The organism is Microbacterium sp. (genome assembly GCF_035554235.1).
GTDB lineage: Bacteria > Actinomycetota > Actinomycetes > Actinomycetales > Microbacteriaceae > Microbacterium.
This window is the reverse complement of the sequence record NZ_DATMIO010000136.1, coordinates 1-19,766: the sequence shown is the minus strand read 5'-3', so window position 1 is coordinate 19,766 and position 19,766 is coordinate 1. Positions and strand designations below refer to the sequence as shown.

17 protein-coding genes are annotated in these 19,766 nt (G+C 71.0%); 15 read left to right on the top strand and 2 right to left on the bottom strand.

The genetic code is table 11. The features are described from left to right. Positions 1–239: 239 nt before the first annotated feature. The 6 genes from VNT50_RS07055 to VNT50_RS07030 all read left to right on the top strand — a co-directional run bounded on the left by VNT50_RS07055 (position 240) and on the right by VNT50_RS07030 (position 8,224). Positions 240–3,971 carry a TM0106 family RecB-like putative nuclease gene (locus VNT50_RS07055; RefSeq protein WP_325484397.1) on the top strand — a complete coding sequence of 1,244 codons (3,732 nt, stop codon included), beginning with the start codon at positions 240–242 and terminating at the stop codon, positions 3,969–3,971. Positions 3,972–4,029: 58 nt separating this feature from the next. Next, on the top strand, positions 4,030–4,395 hold the full coding sequence (locus VNT50_RS07050; protein ID WP_325484396.1) for a DUF3467 domain-containing protein: 366 nt from the start codon (positions 4,030–4,032) through the stop codon (positions 4,393–4,395). Continuing rightward, the gene (locus VNT50_RS07045; RefSeq protein ID WP_325484395.1) at positions 4,392–5,846 is read left to right on the top strand and encodes an MFS transporter; all 1,455 of its coding nucleotides are present in this window, start codon (positions 4,392–4,394) and stop codon (positions 5,844–5,846) included. Before VNT50_RS07050 ends, VNT50_RS07045 begins: the two co-directional genes overlap by 4 nt. Positions 5,847–6,095: 249 nt before the next feature. Further along, entirely contained in the window at positions 6,096–6,413 is a 318-nt protein-coding gene (locus VNT50_RS07040; protein WP_325484394.1) for a DUF7882 family protein, read from the top strand. A gap of 7 nt (positions 6,414–6,420) precedes the next feature. Beyond that, the gene (locus tag VNT50_RS07035; protein ID WP_325484393.1) at positions 6,421–6,750 is read left to right on the top strand and encodes a hypothetical protein; all 330 of its coding nucleotides are present in this window, start codon (positions 6,421–6,423) and stop codon (positions 6,748–6,750) included. Between the two features lie 100 nt (positions 6,751–6,850). Further along, positions 6,851–8,224, top strand: coding sequence for an alanine racemase (locus VNT50_RS07030; protein WP_325484392.1), 1,374 nt, complete (start codon positions 6,851–6,853; stop codon positions 8,222–8,224). Here the strand turns inward: VNT50_RS07030 and upp are convergent. After that, on the bottom strand, positions 8,170–8,802 hold the full coding sequence (gene upp / locus VNT50_RS07025; protein WP_325484391.1) for a uracil phosphoribosyltransferase: 633 nt from the start codon (positions 8,800–8,802) through the stop codon (positions 8,170–8,172). The two genes, VNT50_RS07030 and upp, sit on opposite strands and share 55 nt — an antisense overlap. A gap of 83 nt (positions 8,803–8,885) precedes the next feature. Between upp and VNT50_RS07020 the strand changes: the two genes are divergently transcribed. From VNT50_RS07020 to VNT50_RS07000, 5 genes are all read left to right on the top strand, one after another. Next, positions 8,886–10,313 (top strand): dihydrolipoyl dehydrogenase family protein, encoded by a 1,428-nt coding sequence (locus VNT50_RS07020; protein ID WP_325484390.1) that lies wholly within the window; start codon positions 8,886–8,888, stop codon positions 10,311–10,313. Positions 10,314–10,361: 48 nt separating this feature from the next. After that, positions 10,362–10,865: a hypothetical protein gene (locus VNT50_RS07015; protein WP_325484389.1), complete on the top strand. Its 504-nt coding sequence runs from the start codon at positions 10,362–10,364 to the stop codon at positions 10,863–10,865. Positions 10,866–10,933: 68 nt separating this feature from the next. Continuing rightward, entirely contained in the window at positions 10,934–11,644 is a 711-nt protein-coding gene (locus VNT50_RS07010; protein ID WP_325484388.1) for a GTP pyrophosphokinase, read from the top strand. 58 nt (positions 11,645–11,702) lie between these two features. Next, positions 11,703–12,920 carry a cation:proton antiporter gene (locus VNT50_RS07005; RefSeq protein ID WP_414683951.1) on the top strand — a complete coding sequence of 406 codons (1,218 nt, stop codon included), beginning with the start codon at positions 11,703–11,705 and terminating at the stop codon, positions 12,918–12,920. Positions 12,921–12,922: 2 nt separating this feature from the next. Continuing rightward, positions 12,923–13,411, top strand: a complete 489-nt coding sequence (locus VNT50_RS07000) for a glutaminase (RefSeq protein ID WP_325484387.1) — start codon at positions 12,923–12,925, stop codon at positions 13,409–13,411. Between the two features lie 25 nt (positions 13,412–13,436). Here VNT50_RS07000 and VNT50_RS06995 read toward each other — a convergent pair whose 3' ends face one another. Then, positions 13,437–14,189 (bottom strand): glutamine amidotransferase-related protein, encoded by a 753-nt coding sequence (locus VNT50_RS06995; RefSeq protein WP_325484386.1) that lies wholly within the window; start codon positions 14,187–14,189, stop codon positions 13,437–13,439. Positions 14,190–14,298: 109 nt separating this feature from the next. Between VNT50_RS06995 and VNT50_RS06990 the strand changes: the two genes are divergently transcribed. From VNT50_RS06990 to VNT50_RS06975, 4 genes are all read left to right on the top strand, one after another. Then, the gene (locus VNT50_RS06990; protein ID WP_325484385.1) at positions 14,299–14,967 is read left to right on the top strand and encodes an RNA polymerase sigma factor; all 669 of its coding nucleotides are present in this window, start codon (positions 14,299–14,301) and stop codon (positions 14,965–14,967) included. Beyond that, the gene (locus VNT50_RS06985) at positions 14,964–15,443 is read left to right on the top strand and encodes a hypothetical protein (RefSeq protein ID WP_325484384.1); all 480 of its coding nucleotides are present in this window, start codon (positions 14,964–14,966) and stop codon (positions 15,441–15,443) included. Before VNT50_RS06990 ends, VNT50_RS06985 begins: the two co-directional genes overlap by 4 nt. Positions 15,444–15,531: 88 nt before the next feature. Beyond that, positions 15,532–17,133 (top strand): S8 family peptidase, encoded by a 1,602-nt coding sequence (locus tag VNT50_RS06980; protein ID WP_325484383.1) that lies wholly within the window; start codon positions 15,532–15,534, stop codon positions 17,131–17,133. A 10-nt stretch (positions 17,134–17,143) separates the two neighbouring features. After that, on the top strand, positions 17,144–19,633 hold the full coding sequence (locus tag VNT50_RS06975; RefSeq protein WP_325484382.1) for a CHAT domain-containing protein: 2,490 nt from the start codon (positions 17,144–17,146) through the stop codon (positions 19,631–19,633). Positions 19,634–19,766: the final 133 nt, after the last annotated feature.

Here is a 19,766-nt window from a genome sequence, read left to right as displayed (position 1 = left end):
ACGGCCACGGCGTCGGCATCGCACGCGCGAGCCGCGTCGAGCACCGCCTCGGCGTTCGTCGCGGGGTCGGCGATGGCGACGGGGATCGTGCACGCCGCCACGCGCGCGAACCCATGGCGGTACGCGCTCTCGAAGGGCAGGCTCTGCGCGGTCATGGAGACAGTCTTTCAGCACCGCGGGCCCCGTGCATCCATCGCTGTCGGTGCCCGGCGCTAGCGTGAGGGGCGACGAGGGGGAACATGAGGATCAACGATGACGGCCGGGTCGTCTGGAGCGCGAGCGACCTGAAGGGCGCCGCGGAATGCGAGTTCGCGTGGGTTCGGCTGCTCGACGCGCGACTCGGGCGTATCGCCGTGGTCGAAGAGCCTGACGACCCGACGCTCAAGCGCGCCGGGCTGCTGGGGTACGTGCACGAAGAGCGCCAGCTCGAGACCTACCGGGCACGGTTCGCAGGCGGCGTCGCCGAGATCACGGAGACGAAGACGTGGGATGCCGCGGCCATGGCATCCGCGGTGGCCGAGACCGAGGCCGCCCTGCGCGGCGGGGCGGATGTCGTCTACCAGGCGGCCTTTGCGGCGCACGACTTCGTCGGGTTCGCCGACTTCCTCTTCCGCGACCCGGATGGGCGATACGTCGTCCAAGACACGAAGCTCGCGCGCCGGGCGAAGGTCACCGCACTGATGCAGCTCGCGGCATACGCCGACCAGCTCGATCGGCTCGGCATCCCGCGCGCCGACCGCGTCGAACTCCTGCTCGGCGACGGCACCGTCAGCGCCCACCGGGTCGATGACCTCCTGCCGGTGTTCCTGCTCCGGCGCGCGCGACTGCGGGCAATGATCGCCTCCCAGCGCCCCGAGCTCGCGGCCGAGGGGCCCGTCATCGCATGGGGCGACCCGGCCGTGACGGCGTGCGGTCGCTGCGCGACCTGCACGATCGAGGTGGAGGCCTCCCGCGACCTCCTGCTCGTGGCAGGCATGCGCCCGACGCAGCGGCGCCGGCTGGCCGCGGCAGGCATACCGACGATCGAGGCCCTGGCCTCCGCCGGAGAGCCCGGCTCCCATGCGGGCGCGACCGTCGAGGGCGTGAGCCCCGACGCGTTCACGTCGTTGCGCACACAGGCGCGACTGCAGATCGAGAGCGAGCGGCGAACCGCCGAGGGCGCCACGGCACCCGTCTTCGAGGTCGTGCTGCCGGCCGCTCTCGCCGCGGTCCCCGCCGCCGACCCCGGCGACCTCTTCTTCGACTTCGAGGGAGACCCGCTGTACACCGAAGAGCAGACCGGGCTCTGGAACCTCGACTACCTCTTCGGCTGGGTCGATGACGCCGAGCAGTACGGCGCGCTCTGGGCGCACTCGTTCGAGGAGGAGAAGAGGGCACTCCAGCGCTTCCTCGCCTTCGTCGGCGAGCGTCGCCGGCAGCATCCCGCGCTGCACATCTACCACTACGCGCCCTACGAGCCCACGCACCTGCTCGCGATGGCCGCCCGGTACGGCGTCGGCGAGGCCGAGGTCGACACCCTCCTCCGCGAGGGCGTCTTCGTCGATCTCTACCCGATCGTCCGGCGCGCCCTGCGGGTCGGGTCGCCGTCGTACTCCATCAAGAAGCTCGAGCCGCTCTACATGGGCGACGACGTGCGCACGAGCGAGGTGCAGAAGGGCGACGAGTCCATCGTCCAGTTCGTTCAGGCGAGCGAGCTGCGGGCGAACGGCGAACCCGAGGCCGCTCAGAGGATCTTCGACGACATCGCGGAGTACAACCGCGACGATTGCGTCTCGACCCTGCGGCTGCGCGACTGGCTGAGCGCGCTCGCGGCGCAGTTCCACGTGCGGGCGATCGACGACGGCGAGCCGGACAGCCGCCCCTATCAGCCCTCTGCCCGGTCGGTCGCGCTCGGTGAGCGAGCGGACGCCCTCCGGGCCGCCCGGCTCGAGACCGGCGCGGGTGAGCGCTCGGCCGACGAGCGCGCGGAGAACGAGCGGGCGGAGAACGAGCGGGCCGCCGACGAGCAGGCGATGCGACTCGCGGGCGCGGCCATCGACTACTACCCTCGCGAGGCGAAGAGCTTCTGGGCGATGCACTTCCTGCGCCTTCGCGAACCGATCAGCCTCTGGGAGGACGCGCGCGACGTCGTGCGCGTCGACGCGGCGAGCACGGAGCTGCTGCGCGACTGGCACCGCGACGACGGGCAGCGCACCGACCGCCGGCACCTCCTGATCCGCGGCACGTTCGCCCCGGGCACCCGGCTCACGCCCGACACCAGCCCGTACCTCCTCTACGAGCTCCCGACGCCGTTCCCGTTCACCGCATCGCCCCGGTGGATCCACGGCGACCACCGCTGCCGCGTGCTCGAAGTGCTCGATGACGGGGTGATCGTGGAGGAGTCCGCTATCGAGTCGTTCACGTGGTCCGAGCTCCCCGTGGCCATCACCCCCACGGCCCCACCGCCGGCGGGCAACCAGCAGGTCGCGATCGAGGCGTGGGCCGATGCCGTGCTCGACGCGTGGCCCGCCTTCCCTCGAGACCCCGCGACCGACATCCTGCGCCGGCGGCCACCGCGCACGCGGGGCGGCGCCCTCGCCCCTGTCGTGGGCACCGAGTACGTCGCCGCGATAACCGACTCCCTTCTCGACCTCGACCACAGCTACCTGGCGGTGCAGGGCCCCCCGGGCACCGGCAAGACGTACGTCGGCTCCCACGTCATCGCGCGGCTCGTGAAGGAGCAGCGCTGGCGCATCGGAGTCGTCTCGCAGTCGCACGCCGTCGTCGAGAACATGCTCGACCGCGTCGTCCAGGCGGGCGTGAAACCGGAGCTCGTCGGCAAGGCGCCGAAGAGTCAGGACGAACCGGGCAGTCACGGCTACGTCAGCCTGGCGAAGAACGGCGTCGCCGCCTTCGCGGCCGAACGCGCCGAGAGCGGATTCGTCATCGGCGGCACGGCGTGGGACTTCAGCCATGAGGGCCGGCTCGCCCGCGGCGGGCTCGACCTTCTCGTCATCGACGAGGCCGGGCAGTTCTCGCTCGCGTCGACGATCGCGGTGTCGCTCGTGGCACCGCGCCTCCTGCTGCTCGGCGACCCCCAGCAGCTGCCGCAGGTGAGCCAGGGGACCCACCCCGAACCCGTCGACACGTCGGCGCTCGGCTGGGTGATCGGCGACCACGACGTGCTGCCCGATCCGTTCGGGTACTTCCTCGCGCAGAGCTGGCGGATGCATCCCGCCGTCGCCGAGCCGGTCTCGATCCTGTCGTACGACGGACGCCTCGCCTCGCACGCGTGCGCCTCCCTCCGGCACGTCGAGGGTCTCGAGCCGGGCCTCCACGTCGAGCCCGTTGCGCACGGCGGCAATGCGACGGAGTCGGCAGAGGAGGCGGCGCGCGTCGTCGCCATCGTCGCGGGCCTCATCGGCTCGCCCCTGGTCGAGGTCGACGTCGACGACAGCGGCACGCCCACCGCGCGGCCGCCCCGCCCCCTGGGCCCGCGCGACATCATCGTCGTCACGCCCTACAACGCTCAGCTGACGTGCGTCGAGCGGGCGCTGGCGGATGCCGGTTTCCCCGACGTGCCCGTCGGCACGGTCGACAGATTCCAAGGTCAGGAGGCCGCGATCGCGATCGTGTCGCTCGCGGCGTCCTCGGCGCTCGACGCTCCGCGCGGCATCGAGTTCCTCCTGCTGCGCAACCGGCTGAACGTCGCCATTTCGCGGGCGAAGGTCGCCGCCTTTCTCATCTACTCGCCCGGACTGCTCGATGATCTGCCGCGCACGCCCGAGGGGGTGGCGCGGCTCAGCGCCTTCGCGCGGCTCGTGGGCGCGACCTCGGGGTCGTGGACCGAGGGCAGCATCGGTGCGGTGGGCGGCGGTGTCCGCGGCGCCGGGGCATTCGGCAGTGGCATTTCGGCCGGCGGCGTGTTCGGGGGCGGCGACGGGATCCTCACCGGGCTGCCGGCCGGGCTCACTCCGGCGGTCGCGCCATAGACTGGGCGCGACGGAGCTTGCCGGCGGGGCTATCCCGCACTCTAAGTGGAGGAGACCCGTGGTTGACGAGCTGCCCCGCAAGTTCGAGATCGATCTTCCGACCGATATCGTGCCCGGTCACTATGCCGACTTCGCGAACGTCTGGCACACGCCGACCGTGTTCGTGATGGACTTCGTGACCCTGGCGCAGCCGCCGCGCGAAGAGACCGACTCCGAGACGAACGAGCCGCACATGGTCGTTCCGGCGCGGGTGGTGAGCCGCATCCGCATTCCCCCCGAGCAGGTGTTCGAACTGGCCAAGGCACTCACCCAGCAGCTCGAGTTCTGGGAGCAGGAGACCGGGAGGAGGTCGCCGGCCGAACCGCTCCTGGGGAGCGAGGGCGCAGGCGGCGCAGACGGCACCGACGACCCCCGCAATCGATGACGGCGCCGGCCGAACGCCACCGCTGGCGCGCGTACTGGGCCTGCGTCGCCGTGGCGGCGCTCACGATCGTCGACCTCACGAAGGTCAACGTCGCGCTGCCCTCGATCGAGCAGGCCTTCTCGGCATCCTCCACCGAACTGCAGCTCGTCGTCAGTGGCTACGTGCTCACCTTCGGGCTCGCGCTGGTGCCGTCCGGGCGCATCGGCGACCAGCGCTCCCGCAAGGCGATGCTCATCGTCGGCCTCACCGTCTTCACCGCGTCGAGCGTCGTCGCGGCCCTCGCGCCGACGATCACCGTCCTGCTCGTCGCGCGGCTGGTGCAGGGGATCGGCGCGGGCATCCAGATGCCCCAGGTGATCGGCATGGTGCAAGAGCTCTTCCAAGGCCAGGAACGCGGCCGGGCGTTCGGCCTCTTCGGCGCGACGATCGGCATCGCGACCGCGTTCGGCCCGACGCTCGGCGGGCTGGCGATCGCACTCGGCGGCGCCCAGGACGGCTGGCGCTGGATCTTCTGGATGAACGTGCCCCTGGGCATCGCGGCGATCATCGCGATCGCCGTCCTGCTCCCCGGCAAGGCGCCGGGCTCGAAAGGCCGACTGAGCCTTGACCCGGTGGGCCTCCTGCTGTTCGCGGTGACGGTCATCTCGCTCATGTGGCCGTTCCTGTTCACGACCGGATCGCCCGAAGACAACCCCCGGCGGTGGTGGCTGCTCGTGGTCTTCGTCGTCGCCGCCGCGCTCTTCGTGTGGTGGGAGCGACGGTATGCGGCATCGGGGCGGGCCCCCCTCGTCGCGCTCTCCCTCTTCCGGATCGGCTCCTACCGCAACGGCACCCTTCTGGCGACCGCCTACTTCGCGGCGGCGCCCGCGATGTTCCTGCTTTCGACTCTCTTCCTCCAGGACGGGCTCGGCCTGGCCGCTGTCTTCGCCGGCATGACCTCCATCGGGTTCGCGCTCGCGAGCGCCGCGACGTCGTGGTGGGGCGGCCTCCACGTCTCGCGGCTCGGGCGGCCGATCGTCGTGGTCGGCGTCGTCATCGTGCTGGTCAGCGTCGTGCTGCTGGTGGTCGCGGCCATCGTGCTGCCCGCCGAGGTCGTTCCGTGGGCCATGGCCGCGGTCATGGTGATCGGCGGCGCGGGCGGCGGCCTGGTCATCGCGCCGAACCAGACGCTCGCGCTCGAGGACGTGCCCGTCGCCGAGGGCGGGCTCGCCGGCTCGGTCGGCCAGCTCGGGCAGCGCATCGGGGCGGCCATCGGATCGGCCGTCGCGCTCAGCCTCTTCTACGCGACGATCTATCGCGAGACCGGCGACCAGCCGTCGACGGTGGTCTATCACGACGCCTTCGCGCTGGGGATGACGGCGGTCGCGGTCATGCTCGCGCTCGCCCTGCTCGCGGGCGTCGTCGACCTGGCAGGACGGCGCGGGGAAGTCCTCGCCGCGGCGAGCGAATAGTCGGCCGTGTGCCCGATGTCAACCCCCTCAGGGAACTTTCCCGTCGACGTAGTCTGGCGGAGCGCGTAAGCGCGCGGGCCGCGGCAACCGCATCGGCGAGGTCGGTTGCCGCGGCCATCTCTTTGTCTCGCAGCAGTCCCTGAGCGTGCCCGCGGGCGCGTTCGCGCGGCCATAGGTCGCGGGGCCCTTCGCGACTACTATTCGAGTTATCCCCGACGCGGTCGGGGACCGGGCCGAGGGAGGCTGCGGGTGGGACGATTCCGTTACGGCGACGGGCTTGTCGTGGACTTCGACGATCGACTCCTCGCCCACCTTCAACTGGTGATCGGCGCGAAGATCCGCCGAGGCGAGTCCTTCTACTTCTCGTGGCGGGACGACCCGGGAGTGGGGGACGGTCGCACGAGCGTATGGGTGCACCCGGCGGTTCCCATGTCGTTCAAGTTCTACGGTTCGCGGATGCCGGGAATCAACCGCGCATGGATCGACGCGCTCACCATAACGGCGAACGCCCCCATGGGGCTGCAGGTCGTGCCGGAGCCCGATCCCGCCATCGAACAGTCGGAGTGAGGCACGCGTGAAGCGGATCTACGTGATCTACCAGGGGACGACATTCTCTGTGAGCGGTCGCGAGCCCGAAGACATCCGTCGAGAGATCGAGGAGGCGGTCATCAGCGGCGAACCGCGCTGGCTCCGCGTGAACTACGGCGAGGGCACCCCGGCCGCCACCGACCTTCTGCTGGCGCCCGGAATCGGCATCGCCCTGTCGCTGCCCGGTGGGGGCCCGGAGGGCGAGTTCCGGGCGCTCGATGAGCAGGTCCCGTCCTCGGGACCCGCGGGTCCGCTGAAGGGCTCCGCGATGGGCGATGGCATGCCATCCGTCGGCGAGATCGCCCACGACGACTGACGCGGGCTGACGCTCGACGCCGGCTCGGGCACCACGACCTTCGAGCGGTCGATGTATCAGCCCTTGCCCGGGCTTCTCCTCCCTGACGAGAGGGGATCCCATGTCGACCACCTACGCCAACACGGCCCAGGATGCCGCGGCCGCCACGCGCCGGGAGCGCCGCGCGGCTCGCCCGGTGGGCGAAGTGCGCCGGATCGCGGCATCCACTCTTCTTTCCAGCCCCGACGCCCGCGCCGCCATCGCGCTGCACGGCACGCCCCTGCTGCTGCTCGAACCCGACCGCGTGCGCGCCCAGTACCGCCGGCTGCACGAGGCGCTGCCGTTCGTGCGGTTCCACTACGCCGTCAAGGCGCTCTGCCACGACGCCGTGCTCGCCACGCTCGCCGACGAGGGCAGCGGCTTCGGCGTCGCGACGATGGAAGAGCTGACCGCGGTGACCGCGCTCGGCATCTCGGCGCGGCGGATCATCCATACGCACCCGATCAAGAAGCCGGCCGAGATCGCCGACGCGATCCGCGCCGGGGTGCGCACCTTCGTCGTCGACAACGCGACCGAGCTGGCCAAGTTCGCGGGGCTCGCCCCCGACATCGGGCTGCTGGTGCGGCTCCGCCACCGCTCGTCGCACGGGCAGAACGACGCGCCGCACGGGCAGCACGACGCGTCGCACGGGCAGAGCGACCGCCGGAGCGAGTTCGGCGTCGGGCCCTTCGAGGCCGCGCACCTGATCGAACAGGCCCTTGCGCAGGGCACCCGCATCGCGGGGTTCAGCTTCCATCTCGGGAGTCAGCTGAACGACCTCGGTCGCTTCGGTGACGCGATCGCCGACACGCTCACGCTCATGGATCATCTGCAGGGCTCGTACCCCGTCCGGTTCGACACGCTCGATATCGGCGGGGGTTTCCCGATCGCGTACGACAAGGCCGTGGCGCCGATCGAGGCGGTGGCCGACGTCATCCGCCCGCTGCTCGAGCCACGGCGGCGCGAACTCGACATCATCGCCGAGCCCGGCCGCGTGCTCGTGGCCGAAGCGATGACCGCGGTGACGAGCGTCGTCGGCGTCGCCGAGCGCGCCGACGGCCGCTGGTACTACCTCGACGACGGCGTCGGCGGCGCCTACTCCCTCGTGGCGAGGGATGACGTGCATCCGCTGGTCTTCGCCGAGAGGGAGCTCGCGCGCCGCGAACCGTACGCGGGAACTCACCGCTGGGCGACCCTCGCGGGGCCGTCGGGCGATCCGGCCGACATCATCGCCAGGGAGGCGCTGCTGCCCGACCTCGTTCCCGGGGACCGCGTCGTGAGCCCCGCGATGGGCGGGTACACGGTCGCGACGTCCGCATCGTCGCACGGCCGATCGGCCACCCGCGTGGCCGTGATGGGGACCGCGCCGGATTCGGGATCGATGGCGGCGGTGATCGCCCCTCAGACGGTGCCGTACAGCCTGTCTCCGGCGTCGCCGAGCCCGGGCACGATGTAGCCCTTCTCGTTGAGCCGCTCGTCGAGGGCGCCGAGCACGAGCGTGACGTCGCGGTGCTCGACCTGCTTCTCGATGGCGGCGACGCCCTCGGGTGCCGCGAGGATGCAGATCGCCGTGACATCCTGTGCGCCGCGGGCGAACAGGAACCCGATCGCCGCGCCGAGCGATCCGCCGGTCGCGAGCATCGGGTCGAGCACGAAGCACTGCCGGTCGCTCAGATCGTGGGGCAGCCGCTCGGCGTAGGTTGTCGGCTCGAGCGTCACTTCGTCGCGGGCCATGCCGAGAAATCCGACTTCGGCCGTCGGAAGCAGCTTGACCATGCCGTCGAGCATCCCGAGCCCGGCGCGCAGGATCGGCACGACGAGCGGGCGGGGCTCGCCGATCTTCACGCCCGTGGTGGTGGTGACCGGGGTGGTGATCTCGACCGGCTCGACGCGCACATGGCGCGTCGCCTCGTAGGCGAGGAGCGTCACGAGCTCTTCGGTCAGCTGCCGGAACACCGGTGACGAGGTTCTCTGATCGCGGAGCACGGTGAGCTTGTGGGTGATGAGGGGGTGGTCCGCGACGTGAACACGCATAGGCACAGGGTAACGGGTGGCGGTTTGCGCACACCCGTGAATCGACGAGCCCGAGCGCCGTGCGCGGGGATAGCGTGGAGGCCATGACGGCACGCGAATACGACCTCATCGTGATCGGCGCCGGCGTGGCAGGCGAGAACGTCGCCGATCGCGCCGTGCAGGGCGGACTCTCCGCAGTCATCGTCGAGAGCGAGCTCGTCGGCGGCGAGTGCTCGTACTGGGCGTGCATGCCATCCAAGGCGCTCCTGCGGAGCGCGGCCGCCGTCCGGGCGGCGCGCGCGGTCGACGGCGCGCGCGCGGCGGTCACCGGCGAGCTCGACCTCGCCGGGGTGTTCCGGCGGCGCGACAGGATCGCGCACGACTGGGACGACGGGTCGCAGGTCGCCTGGCTCGAGGGTGCGGGGATCGACCTCGTGCGCGGCCACGCCGAGTTCTCCGGCGTGCGAAAGCTGCGGGTGACGGCCGCGGATGGCACGGTCACCGAGCTCACCGCCCGGCATGCCGTCGCGGTATGCACCGGGTCGGCGTCGCTGCTGCCCGAGATTCCCGGGCTGCGCGAGATCGAACCCTGGACCAGTCATGACGCCACGAGCGCGCGCGAAGCGCCGACATCCCTCGCCGTCCTCGGCGGGGGCGTCGTCGCCGTCGAGATGGCGACGGCATACGCCGGCTTCGGCACGAAGGTCACGATCATCGCGCGGTCCGCACTGCTCGGTCACCTCGAGCCGTTCGCCGGCGAACTCGTCCAGGAATCGCTCGAAGCGATGGGCGCCACCGTGCTCACCGGAGTCGAGGTCGCCGACGCCCACCGCACCGAGAAGAACGCCGTGCTGAACCTGAGCGATGGTCGCCGCGTGGTCGCCGAGCAGGTGCTCGTCGCCGTCGGTCGCACACCGCGCACGGGCGACCTCGGGATGGAGGCGATCGGCATCTCCCCGGCCACCTGGCTCGTGACCGACGACACGCTGCTCGTGAAGGGCTTCGACTGGCTCTACGCCGTCGGCGACGTCAATCACCGGGCCCTGCTGACCCACCAGGGCAAGTACCAGGCGCGGGCGGCGGGCGATGTCATCGCCGCGCGCGCCAAGGGTGCGACCGTGGATGACGCGCCCTGGGGGGCGCACGTCGCGACCGCCGACCACGAGCACGTGCCCCAGGTGACCTTCACCGATCCGGAGGTCGCCTCGGTCGGCCTGACCGAGGCCGCCGCCCGCAAGGCCGGCTACGACATCCGCGTTCTCGACTACGACCTCTCCTGGGTCGCGGGGGCGACCACCGCATCCGATGACTACCGCGGCACCGCGCGGGCGATCGTCGACGAGAAGCGGCGCGTGCTGATCGGAGCGACCTTCGTGGGTCCGGATGTCGCAGAGCTGCTGCATTCCGCGACGATCGCGATCGTCGGCGAGGTGCCGATCGACCGGCTGTGGCACGCCGTGCCGTCGTACCCGACGGTCAGCGAGGTGTGGCTGCGCTGGCTCGAGGCCTACGGGCGGCCTTCTGCGAGCTGACCCCTCGCGAGCGCGTCCGCGGAGAGCGGTCGCCGTAGAATCTGGCACATGGCGGAAAAGTCCAGGACCAGAATGATCCGCGCGAGTTTCGCCACCGAGCAGTCCGTCTACGGCGTCATCCTCGTCTCGGGCATGATCGTCGTGTCGGGCTCGTACCGATCCACCTCATGGCAGGTGTTCTGGAGCGTTCTCATCACCGTCGGGGTCTTCTGGCTCGCGCATGTCTATGCCGGCACGGTGGCGCACCACGGGCTGGATCACGGCCGCATCCTGGGAATCCGGGAATCGTTCCGGGAGGCCGTCGCCCAGTCGTGGGGTCTGCTGGCATCTGCCCTGATCCCGTCCCTGATCCTCCTGCTCGGGGCCACGCAGGTGGTGCCCGACTATGTCGCGATCTGGGCGGCCCTGTGGTCGGGTGTGCTCGTGCTCGCCGTGCTCGGCTACGTGGCCTTCCTGCGCCGGGGCGCACCGATCTGGATCCGCCTGATCGGAGCGGTGACCACCGCCGCGTTCGGGCTCATCATGATGCTGATGAAGGCCATCATCCACTGAGCGAACGGGATGCGGCGACCCGGCGCCGTTCCCAGGATGCTCGAATCCGGCGGCCGTAGCGTGGTCCCATGACGATGATCCCGGCCGATGACGAGACCATCGCCCAGGCCCGCGCGCTGCGGGACGAGTTTCAGCGGTTCCTGCTCGAGTACCGCTTCGGCATGCGCGAGATCGAGACGAAGATCTCGATCCTCCAGGAGGAGTTCGAGCAGGCGCACGCCTACAACCCGATCGAGCACGTCACGAGCCGGGTGAAGAACCCCGACAGCCTCGTCGACAAGGTCGCTCGCAAGGGCATCGACGCCGACTTCGCCAGCATCCGGGAGCACATCACCGATATCGCCGGCGTGCGCATCACGTGCAGCTTCGTCTCCGACGCCTACCGCCTCTTCGACCTGCTCACCCAGCAGGACGATGTGCGCGTCGTCTCGGTGAAGGACTACATCGCGCATCCGAAGGCGAACGGGTACAAGAGCCTGCACGCGATCCTCGAGGTGCCGGTGTTCTTGTCATCGGGCCGCGTGGATGTGCCCGTCGAGGTGCAGTTCCGCACGATCGCCATGGACTTCTGGGCGAGCCTCGAGCACAAGATCTACTACAAGTACGACAAGCACGTGCCCGGCGACCTGCTCGGCTCGCTGAAGGACGCGGCCGATTCGGCCGCCGAGCTCGACACCCGCATGGAGCGCCTGCATCGCGAGGTGCACGGTGCGGTGCGCGGCGAGGTGGACGATGCGGTTCGCGGCGAGGTGCAGGCCCCGCGCGTCACCGCCGTCTGACCTCCGCCGGGTCGAGTCCGCTCGGGATGCGGCGCGACCGCGCCGATACCCTGGACCCGTGGTCGAGCCCGACATGTTCTTCATCCCGCTGGTGGCGGTGCTCGCTCCGCTGCTCGCGCGGGGACTGTCGCCGTGGATCCGCGTGCCGATCGTCGTCTTCGAGCTCGTGCTCGGCATCCTGATCGGCCCCGATCTGCTCGGCTGGGTGCAGGAGTCGGTCTTCGTCGAGCACCTCGCCGACTTCGGGCTGGCGACCCTCTTCTTCGTGGCGGGCAGCGAGATCAACTTCGCGGCGATCCGGGGTCGTCCCCTCGTGCGGGCATCGCTCGGCTGGCTCGCGAGCCTCGTCGTCGGACTCGCGGTCGGCGTACTGATCGCCCCGGGCGAGCCGGCGGTCATCATCGCCATCGCGCTCAGCTCCACCGCACTCGGCACGCTGCTGCCGATCCTGCGGGATGCCGGCGAACTGCACACTCCGTTCGGCCGCGCCGCGACCGCGATCGGCGCCGTCGGCGAATTCGGGCCCCTCGTCGCGATCTCGCTCTTCCTCGGGAGCCGCGAGTTGGGGCTCTCCACGGTCGTGCTCATCGGCTTCATCGTTCTCACGGGCGGCGCCATCCTGATCACGATGCGGGTGCCGCACGGCCGGCTGCACCGCTTCGTGCGCGCCACCCTGCACACGTCCGGGCAGTTCGCCGTTCGCGTCATCGTCCTGATCCTCGCCCTGCTGGTCGCGCTCAGCATCCTGCTCGATCTCGACATGCTGCTCGGCGCCTTCGCCGCGGGCGTGGTGTGGCAGCTCATCATGCGCAACGCGCCGAAGGCCGACCGGGAGCAGGTCGACAGCAAGGTCGAGGCGATCGCCTTCGGCTTTCTCGTGCCGATCTTCTTCGTCTACACGGGCGTCACCTTCGATCTCGACGCCCTGCTCGCGTCGCCGACCGCGCTCGCGCTGCTGCCCCTGTTCTTCGGGCTGCTGCTCATCATCCGCGGCGGTCCGTCGCAGCTCGCGGTGCCGCCCGGGGCATCGGGGCGCGACCGGGCCGCCCTCGCTCTCCTCAGCGCGACCGGTCTGCCGATCATCGTCGCGGTGACCGCGATCGGCGTGGACGAGGGGATTCTCTCCCCGGCGCTGGCGTCCGCGCTCGTCGGGGCGGGCATGCTGTCGGTGCTCGTCTTTCCGCTGGTGGGGATGGCGCTCCGCGCCCACTCGTCGACCCGCCGGTCCGTCGCGCTCGATGCGCCTCCCGCGGAACCGACCCAGGAGGAGGCGTAGCGATGGACGATGTGCGCTCGCTCTTCGACGACGCGCGCGCCCGGCTCGCGGGGGCGCCGCGCGAGGGCCTCGGCCGCATGGTCGAGCCGCGCCGCATCCTCGGCATCGCCCGCGCTCCGCGCATCGTTCCCGTCGGCAGCGCATGGCACCTCGGGGTTCTTCTGGTGGGGGATGCCGCGGTGATGTCGGTCGGGGAGGTCACGCGCGCCGTCGATCCCGGCCGGCGCGGGTATGCGGCCGAGTCGGCGCGCCACCGCGCCGAGCTGCGCGCCGCGGCCCTCCGGGGCGGGTTCGCGGCCGGCGACACGGTGCACTTCGGCTGGACCGAGCTGGATCTGGATGCCGTGGCCCGGGGCGAGGAGTCCGGACCGCTGTCGCTCGTCTCGGGCGAGCCGATGGTGCGGTGGAGCGCTTCGGGCACGCGCGCGCCGCTGCGCGGCTACCTCGACGAACGCATCGAGATGCTGCGGCATCCCATCCAGGGAGCCTAGGCGGGCCGGGTGGGGCTCGCCGCGCTCAGGCGGGGCCCGCGGGGCCGAAGCTCCGCGCGAACGTGCGGAGCAGGCGCGCGGGTTCGGTGACGGATGCCGCGTGCACCCGGCTCGCGATGGCGTCATAGGCGTCGGCGGCGAAGTAGCCGTCGTTGCGGTACACGGCCATGCGCTCGGTGAAGTCGCGGGTCGTCGGCTCCGGGTGGAACTGGGTCGCGTAGAGCCGGTCGCCCGAGCGGTAGGCCTGCACGGGGCACGCGGGGTTGGTGGCGAGAAGAATCGAGCCCGGCGGCGCCTCGGCGGCGCCCTCCTTGTGTGCGGTGAGCGCGGTGAACCGGCTCGCGAGGCCCCCGAGCAGGGGGTCGCGCTGGCCGTTCCGGGTGAGCTCGATGGCCACCGGGCCGGTGTCTTCGGGCCAGGCGCGGCTGACGGTTCCGCCCAGCATCCGGGTGACGATGCCGATTCCGTAACAGGTGAAAAGGGCCGCGGTCTGGGCGGCGGCCGCGCGTTGGGCGATGCGTTCGAGCTCGAACTCGAGGCGACGCTGGGAGTCGTTCTTCGACGAGTCGGGATCGGTGATGTTGAAGGGACTGCCGCCGATGAGAAAGCCGGAGTACCTGTCGAACACGTGGTCGGGCAGGGGATTGCGCACCAGGTCGTGCTGATCGAGCTGGGTCGGGGCGAGGCGCGTGGCCGTGAGAAACGACCGGTACTCCGCGGCCGCGGCGCCCGCCTGGGGGCGCACGCAGACATAGAGGAGGGGGTCGTCGGTGGCCATCTCGTGATTCTAGATGGGCACGGTCGGCGGTGTGCGGATCGTTGTGGGGCGTGGATGTATCACCGCGCCACTTGCCCTGCTCCTCATCAGTGTGAACACAATGGGCGCTATGACCGAGACACCCCGGTCGAATCCCACAAGCGCGCCCGGACCGCCTGACGAGCCGGATGCCGCCGCTGTGGGGATCGACCCCGACATCGAGCCGAACCGCTGGGAGCAGGTGGCGGACCTCTTCGTGCGCTGGCGCGACGGCGAGACCCGCGCCATGGATGAGCTCGTGCGCCTGATGACGCCCGTGCTCTGGCACGTGGTCCGCGCGTACGGCCTCGACCATGCGCTCGCTCAGGATGTCGTGCAGACGACGTGGATGACGCTGGTGCGCCGTCACGAGTCGATCACCGAGCCCCGGGCCGTGGCCGGGTGGCTGACGACGTGTGCGCGCCGCGAGGCGTGGCGCGTGGGGAAGCTGCAGCGCCGGGCCGATCCGACCGAGGCCGAGTACCTCGAGCCGCACTTGCCGGCCCAGGAGTCGGCGGAGCAGACGGCGGAGCAGATCGACGAGTCGAGCCGGCTCTGGGGGGCCGTCCGCGAGCTCAATGAACGCTGTCAGCGCCTGCTGCGTGTCGTCGCTTTCGAAGAGCGACCCGACTACGCGCGCCTCGCTCAGGACCTGTCGATGCCCATCGGGAGCATCGGACCTACCCGGCAGCGTTGCCTGGGCAAACTCCGCTCCCTCCTGGAGGTCGCGGGATTCGAGACATCGGAGGGGAAGAAATGATGTCGAACCACCTCGAAGACCACGCCGCGGACGCGGCCCTCTTCGCGCGCCTGCGCCACGTGTGGGAGGAGGTCGACCCGGTACCCGCCGACCTCGTAGACCGGATGGTGGCGGCCGTCGCCGTCGAAGACCTGTCTCGCGAGTATGCGCTGCTGACCCTCGTCGAAGCGCCGAGCCTTGCGGCCGTCCGCGGGGAGGCCGACACCGCGACGCTCCAGTTCAGCGACGGGTCGACGAGCGTACTCATCCATGTGACGGCCACCGAAGACGGTTCGCGCCGCATCGACGGATGGGTGGATGCCGCGGCCCTCGCGATCCGGCTCAGTCAGGGCGCGCGCGAGTGGACCGCCGATCCCGGAGAGCACGGCCGTTTCGCCTTCGGCAGCGTGCCGCGCGGTGTCGGTAGGCTCCGGATGGTGGTGAAGGCCGCCGACGGCCAACTGCGCGACTTCCAGACACCGCAGTTCGAGGTGTAATGAGGGGCGCGCTCCGCTGACGGAGCGATGCACGCGACGCGGCACGACGAAGGATCCCGGCGGCCCGCGACGATCAAGGAGAGAGCAAATGGCGCGAGTGGTAGGCGACGGCGATCCTTCCGAGCGGAAAAAGCCTGGGCGCGGAGCGACCTGGGAGCAGCGGGAGCAGACCATCAAGCCGCTCGGCGTCGTGCTGCAGCCGCCTGCGGAGCCGCACGACCGGGCGATCTTTCCCACCGTGTACGTCCCCGACCGCCTGCTGGTCTCGGGGCGGCGTGACGCCGCGGAGGTGCTCGACTCGTTCAACAAGGAGTTCGGGGGCTCGGGCGTGCAGCTCGTCCCCGAACGGTCCGGAGTCGCGTTCGAACGCCGCGCTCGGCGTCGAGGGGGCGACGGTCCCGCGGTCACGCGGCTGAGCATCGTCGCCGAAGAGGGAACGACGGCCGCTCCACCCGACGCATGGGCGGTGCTTCAGGACGCGGAGCGCCGCGGCGTCGATCTGCAAGGGATCAGCCTCGATCATCTGCTGACGGTGGGGCCGATCGGCATGAACCCGTTCACGTCGACGAACCCGTTCACGTCCACCAACCCGTTCACGTCGACGAACCCGTTCACGTCGACGAACCCGTTCACCTCGACGAACCCGTTCACCTCGACGAACCCGGCCAGCACGGGGCTCGGCAGCTACGCCCTTCCGGGTTACGGCGGGCGCCAGCCTGTGTCATGGGTGGGGGCTCCGCCTGCGCGCTCAGAGGAGCGCACGCACGATCGTCCGGTCGTCATGGTGCTCGACACCGGTTGCGGCGAACACGACTGGTTCGGTCCCGGCGTCGTGGAGCGGCGCGTCGAGGTCGACGGTCAACCCATCGGGCGGACGGGCGTGAACGACGATCCCGAGGTCGATCCGGATCTCGTCGGACCGCTCGACGGGCAGATCGATCCCGTCGCCGGTCACGGCACATTCATTACCGGCATCGTCCTGCAGGCGTGCCCCGATGCGGTGATCCTCACGCCGCGCATCGCCGACAGCCTCGGCCGCGTGATCGAATCGGATTTGATCGACGCCCTCGATCAGATCGCCGAACTCGTCCGCCGTCACGACCAGGGCATCGACGGCGGCAGGCGGATCGACGTGCTCAACCTGTCGCTCGGCTACTACCACGAGACGCCCGCCGACGTGGTCTTCAGCAATGGCATGCGCGACATCCTGCTGGAGATCGCCGAGCCGGGGTGCGCCGTGGTATGCAGCGCCGGCAACGACGCGACCGATCGGCCGATGTTCCCGGCGGCGTTCCCCGGCGAGAGCGGACTCGCCCCGCTCGTCTCGGTCGGCGCCTGCAACCCGAACCGGACCACCGTCGCACTGTTCAGCAACACCGCGCCGTGGGTCGACGTGTACGCCCGCGGCACGGCGGTGGTCTCCACCTTCCCGAGCTTCGACGGTGGGGCGCAGGCGGTGACCCGGCGCCCTGCGCACGGCAAAGACCGCCAGGCGATCGACCCCGACGACTTCACCGGCGGCTTCGCGGTGTGGAGCGGCACGTCGTTCGCGGCGCCGCTGGTGGCGGGCACGATCGCGGCTCGGCTCGACCGCGCGGCGGCAGACGAGGGCTGGGCGAAGGATGCCGCGACCCGCGTCGCGCGAACGGAGAAGATCGCGGCAGCCCTGGCCGAGGAGAAGCCCTTGTAGATTCGGCACTATGGGGCTGAGCGCGCAGCGACTGTACGACCGCGCCGTCGACCACGGCAACGCCGGGCGCAACGCGGCGGCGCGCCGCGACCTCCATGCTGCACTGGAGCGCACCGACGACGCCGACCTCCGTGCCAGGATCACGGGCACGCTCGCGTACATCGAGTCCCGCACCGGGAATCCGGAGAGGGCGGAGGAGCTGTGCCGCGAGGGGCTGGCCGATCCGCGCGTGGCGGAGTCCACGCGTGCGATCCTGTACGGCCAGCTCGGTGTGCTCGCACTCATGCGCGGGCAAGCGCTCGAGGCGCGCGAGCTGCTCACGCGGGCGCTGGAGGGAATCGACGATCCGGCCGGCTCGAGCCGCATGCGGATCAACCGGAGTGTCGCCGCGATGCAGCTGGGGGATTTCGCGGCGGCCAGGGTCGACCTCGAGGCCGCCGTCGGGACATTCGAGCGCCTGGGCGATCCGGTCGAGCAGGCAAAGTCGCTGCACAACCTCGGGTACGTCGAGCTGCTCACGGGCGACCTCGTGCGCGCGCTGGGTCACATGGCCGCGGCGCGTCCGGCGCTCGAGAAGCTGTCGCCGGTCGCGGCGGCGCAGTGCGATGTCGACCGCGCCGATGTGCTGCGCGACGCAGGCCTGACCACGGAAGCCGAGCGGATTCTCGATCGCGTGGCGCGGACGTTCGGCGCACACGGCATGCGGCAGGCGCGCGGCGAAGCAGAGTTGAGTCTTGCCCGCTCGCTCCTGGCCCACGACCCCGCCGGTGCAGCGCGCGTTGCTCGTGGCGCCGCCCGTCGCTTCCGCGCCCTCGGCAGCGAGACGTGGGCGATTCGCGCCGACGGCGTGCAGACGCGAGCCGAACTCGTCCCGTCGGCGTACGGTCGGCGGGGCGAGCAGACCGTGGTATCGCGGCGCCCGCCGTCCCCCGAGCGCGTCGAGTCGGTCGCCGCCGCGCTGGCACATGAGCGGCTGGATGCCGAAGCCGCTGCCGTGCGACTCGCCGGGGCTTTGCGGTTCGCTGACCGCGACAGCACCGCCGCGCCCGTGCGTGTGCCGCGTTCGGCGCCGGTCGCCACCCAACTGCTCGCACACGAGGTCCGCGCGCGCCGGGCGGCGTTGCGGGGAGCGGGGGCCGACGTGCGGCGGCACTGCGCTCGGGGTCTCGACGAGCTGATGCGCCGCCAGGAGTCGTTCGGCAGCCTCGACCTGCAGACCTCCACCCGCGTGCACAGCCTTGGCCTCATGCTCGAGGGTCTCGCGTCGGCCGTGCGATCGCGCAAGCCCGAGGTGCTGTTCGAGTGGTCCGAACGCGCGCGGCATCTCAGCCAGGAGGTCATTCCGCTGCGCCCGCCGCCCGACCCCGGCCTCGCGAACGACCTGGCCGAGCTTCGGATGCTGCGCGCCGAGAATCCCTCGGGCGATTGGCTGTCCGACCCTCGCGCAGCCGCGCTGCGCGACCGCGTCCGTCAGCGGCAGTGGTCCGAGACGGGATCAGCCGCGGTGCAGCAGCGCGTGAGCCTCGAGCAGTTCCGCGGGCATCTGGACGGTGACACCGCACTTCTTTCCTTCGTTTTCAGTGGTGATTCCTTGTCATGCCTTGTCGTCTCGCGGGGCCGGGCGGCGATCGTGGACGTCGGCCGGTGGTCGTCCGTGCGGGAGAGCCTGGATGGGCTGCGCGCCGACCTCGACATCTCGGCGTCGGTGCGGAGCGGACCGATGGCCACTATCGTGCAGCGGGCCCTCGGGGAGCGGCTTACCCGCCTCTCGCTCGTGCTGCTGAACGAGCCGCTTCGAGCCGCGGGTGATGTGCGGCGCGTCATCCTGACCGTGCCGGGCGTGCTCAACGGCATCCCGTGGGCCATGCTTCCCGCCATGCGCGGCCGGGCCTTCACCGTCGCGGTGTCGGCGACGCGATGGGCCAGTCTCCGCCCGTCCGCCGACGCGGTCGCAGCCGACGGCGCCCGAACGGCGGGCTTCGCCGTCGGCCCGCGCGTGGCGCGTGCCGACGAAGAAGTGTCGACCGCGGCATCCGCGTGGCCCGCGGCCACCGCGCTGCGCGGGGATGACGCGACGGTCTCGGCCGTGACCGACCTGGCTTCGACGGTCGACGTGCTGCACGTCGCGTCCCATGGCCGCCATGCCGTCGACAACCCGATGTTCTCGGGCCTCGAGCTCGCCGACGGCACGCTCTTCGGCTACGACATCGACCTGATGCCCCGCGTTCCCGACACCGTCGTGCTCTCCGCGTGCGAGGTCGGGCGCTCGTCGGTGCGATGGGGCGAAGAGGCCATCGGGATGACGCGCACCTGGCTGCACGCCGGGTCGCGGGTCGTGATCGCCGCCCCCGTGGTGGTCGCCGACGACATCGCGTGCGAGCTGCTCGGGGCGCTGCATTCGGGGCTCGTCGAGGGGCTCACTCCTTCCGAAGCGCTGGCCGTGGCATCCGACTCGACCGGCCTCGTCGCGCCCTTCCAGGCCCACGGAGCGGGTTTCTGAGATTTCTTCGGTCCGCGTGTATCAGGCGGGCATGACCGCGCTCCGGATAGGTGGAACGGTGCACAGCACAGCACGCCCGGGGGGTCGGCGCTGCTGCTGGGGGCACTTCTCGACCAGGGGGCACTGGACGGGA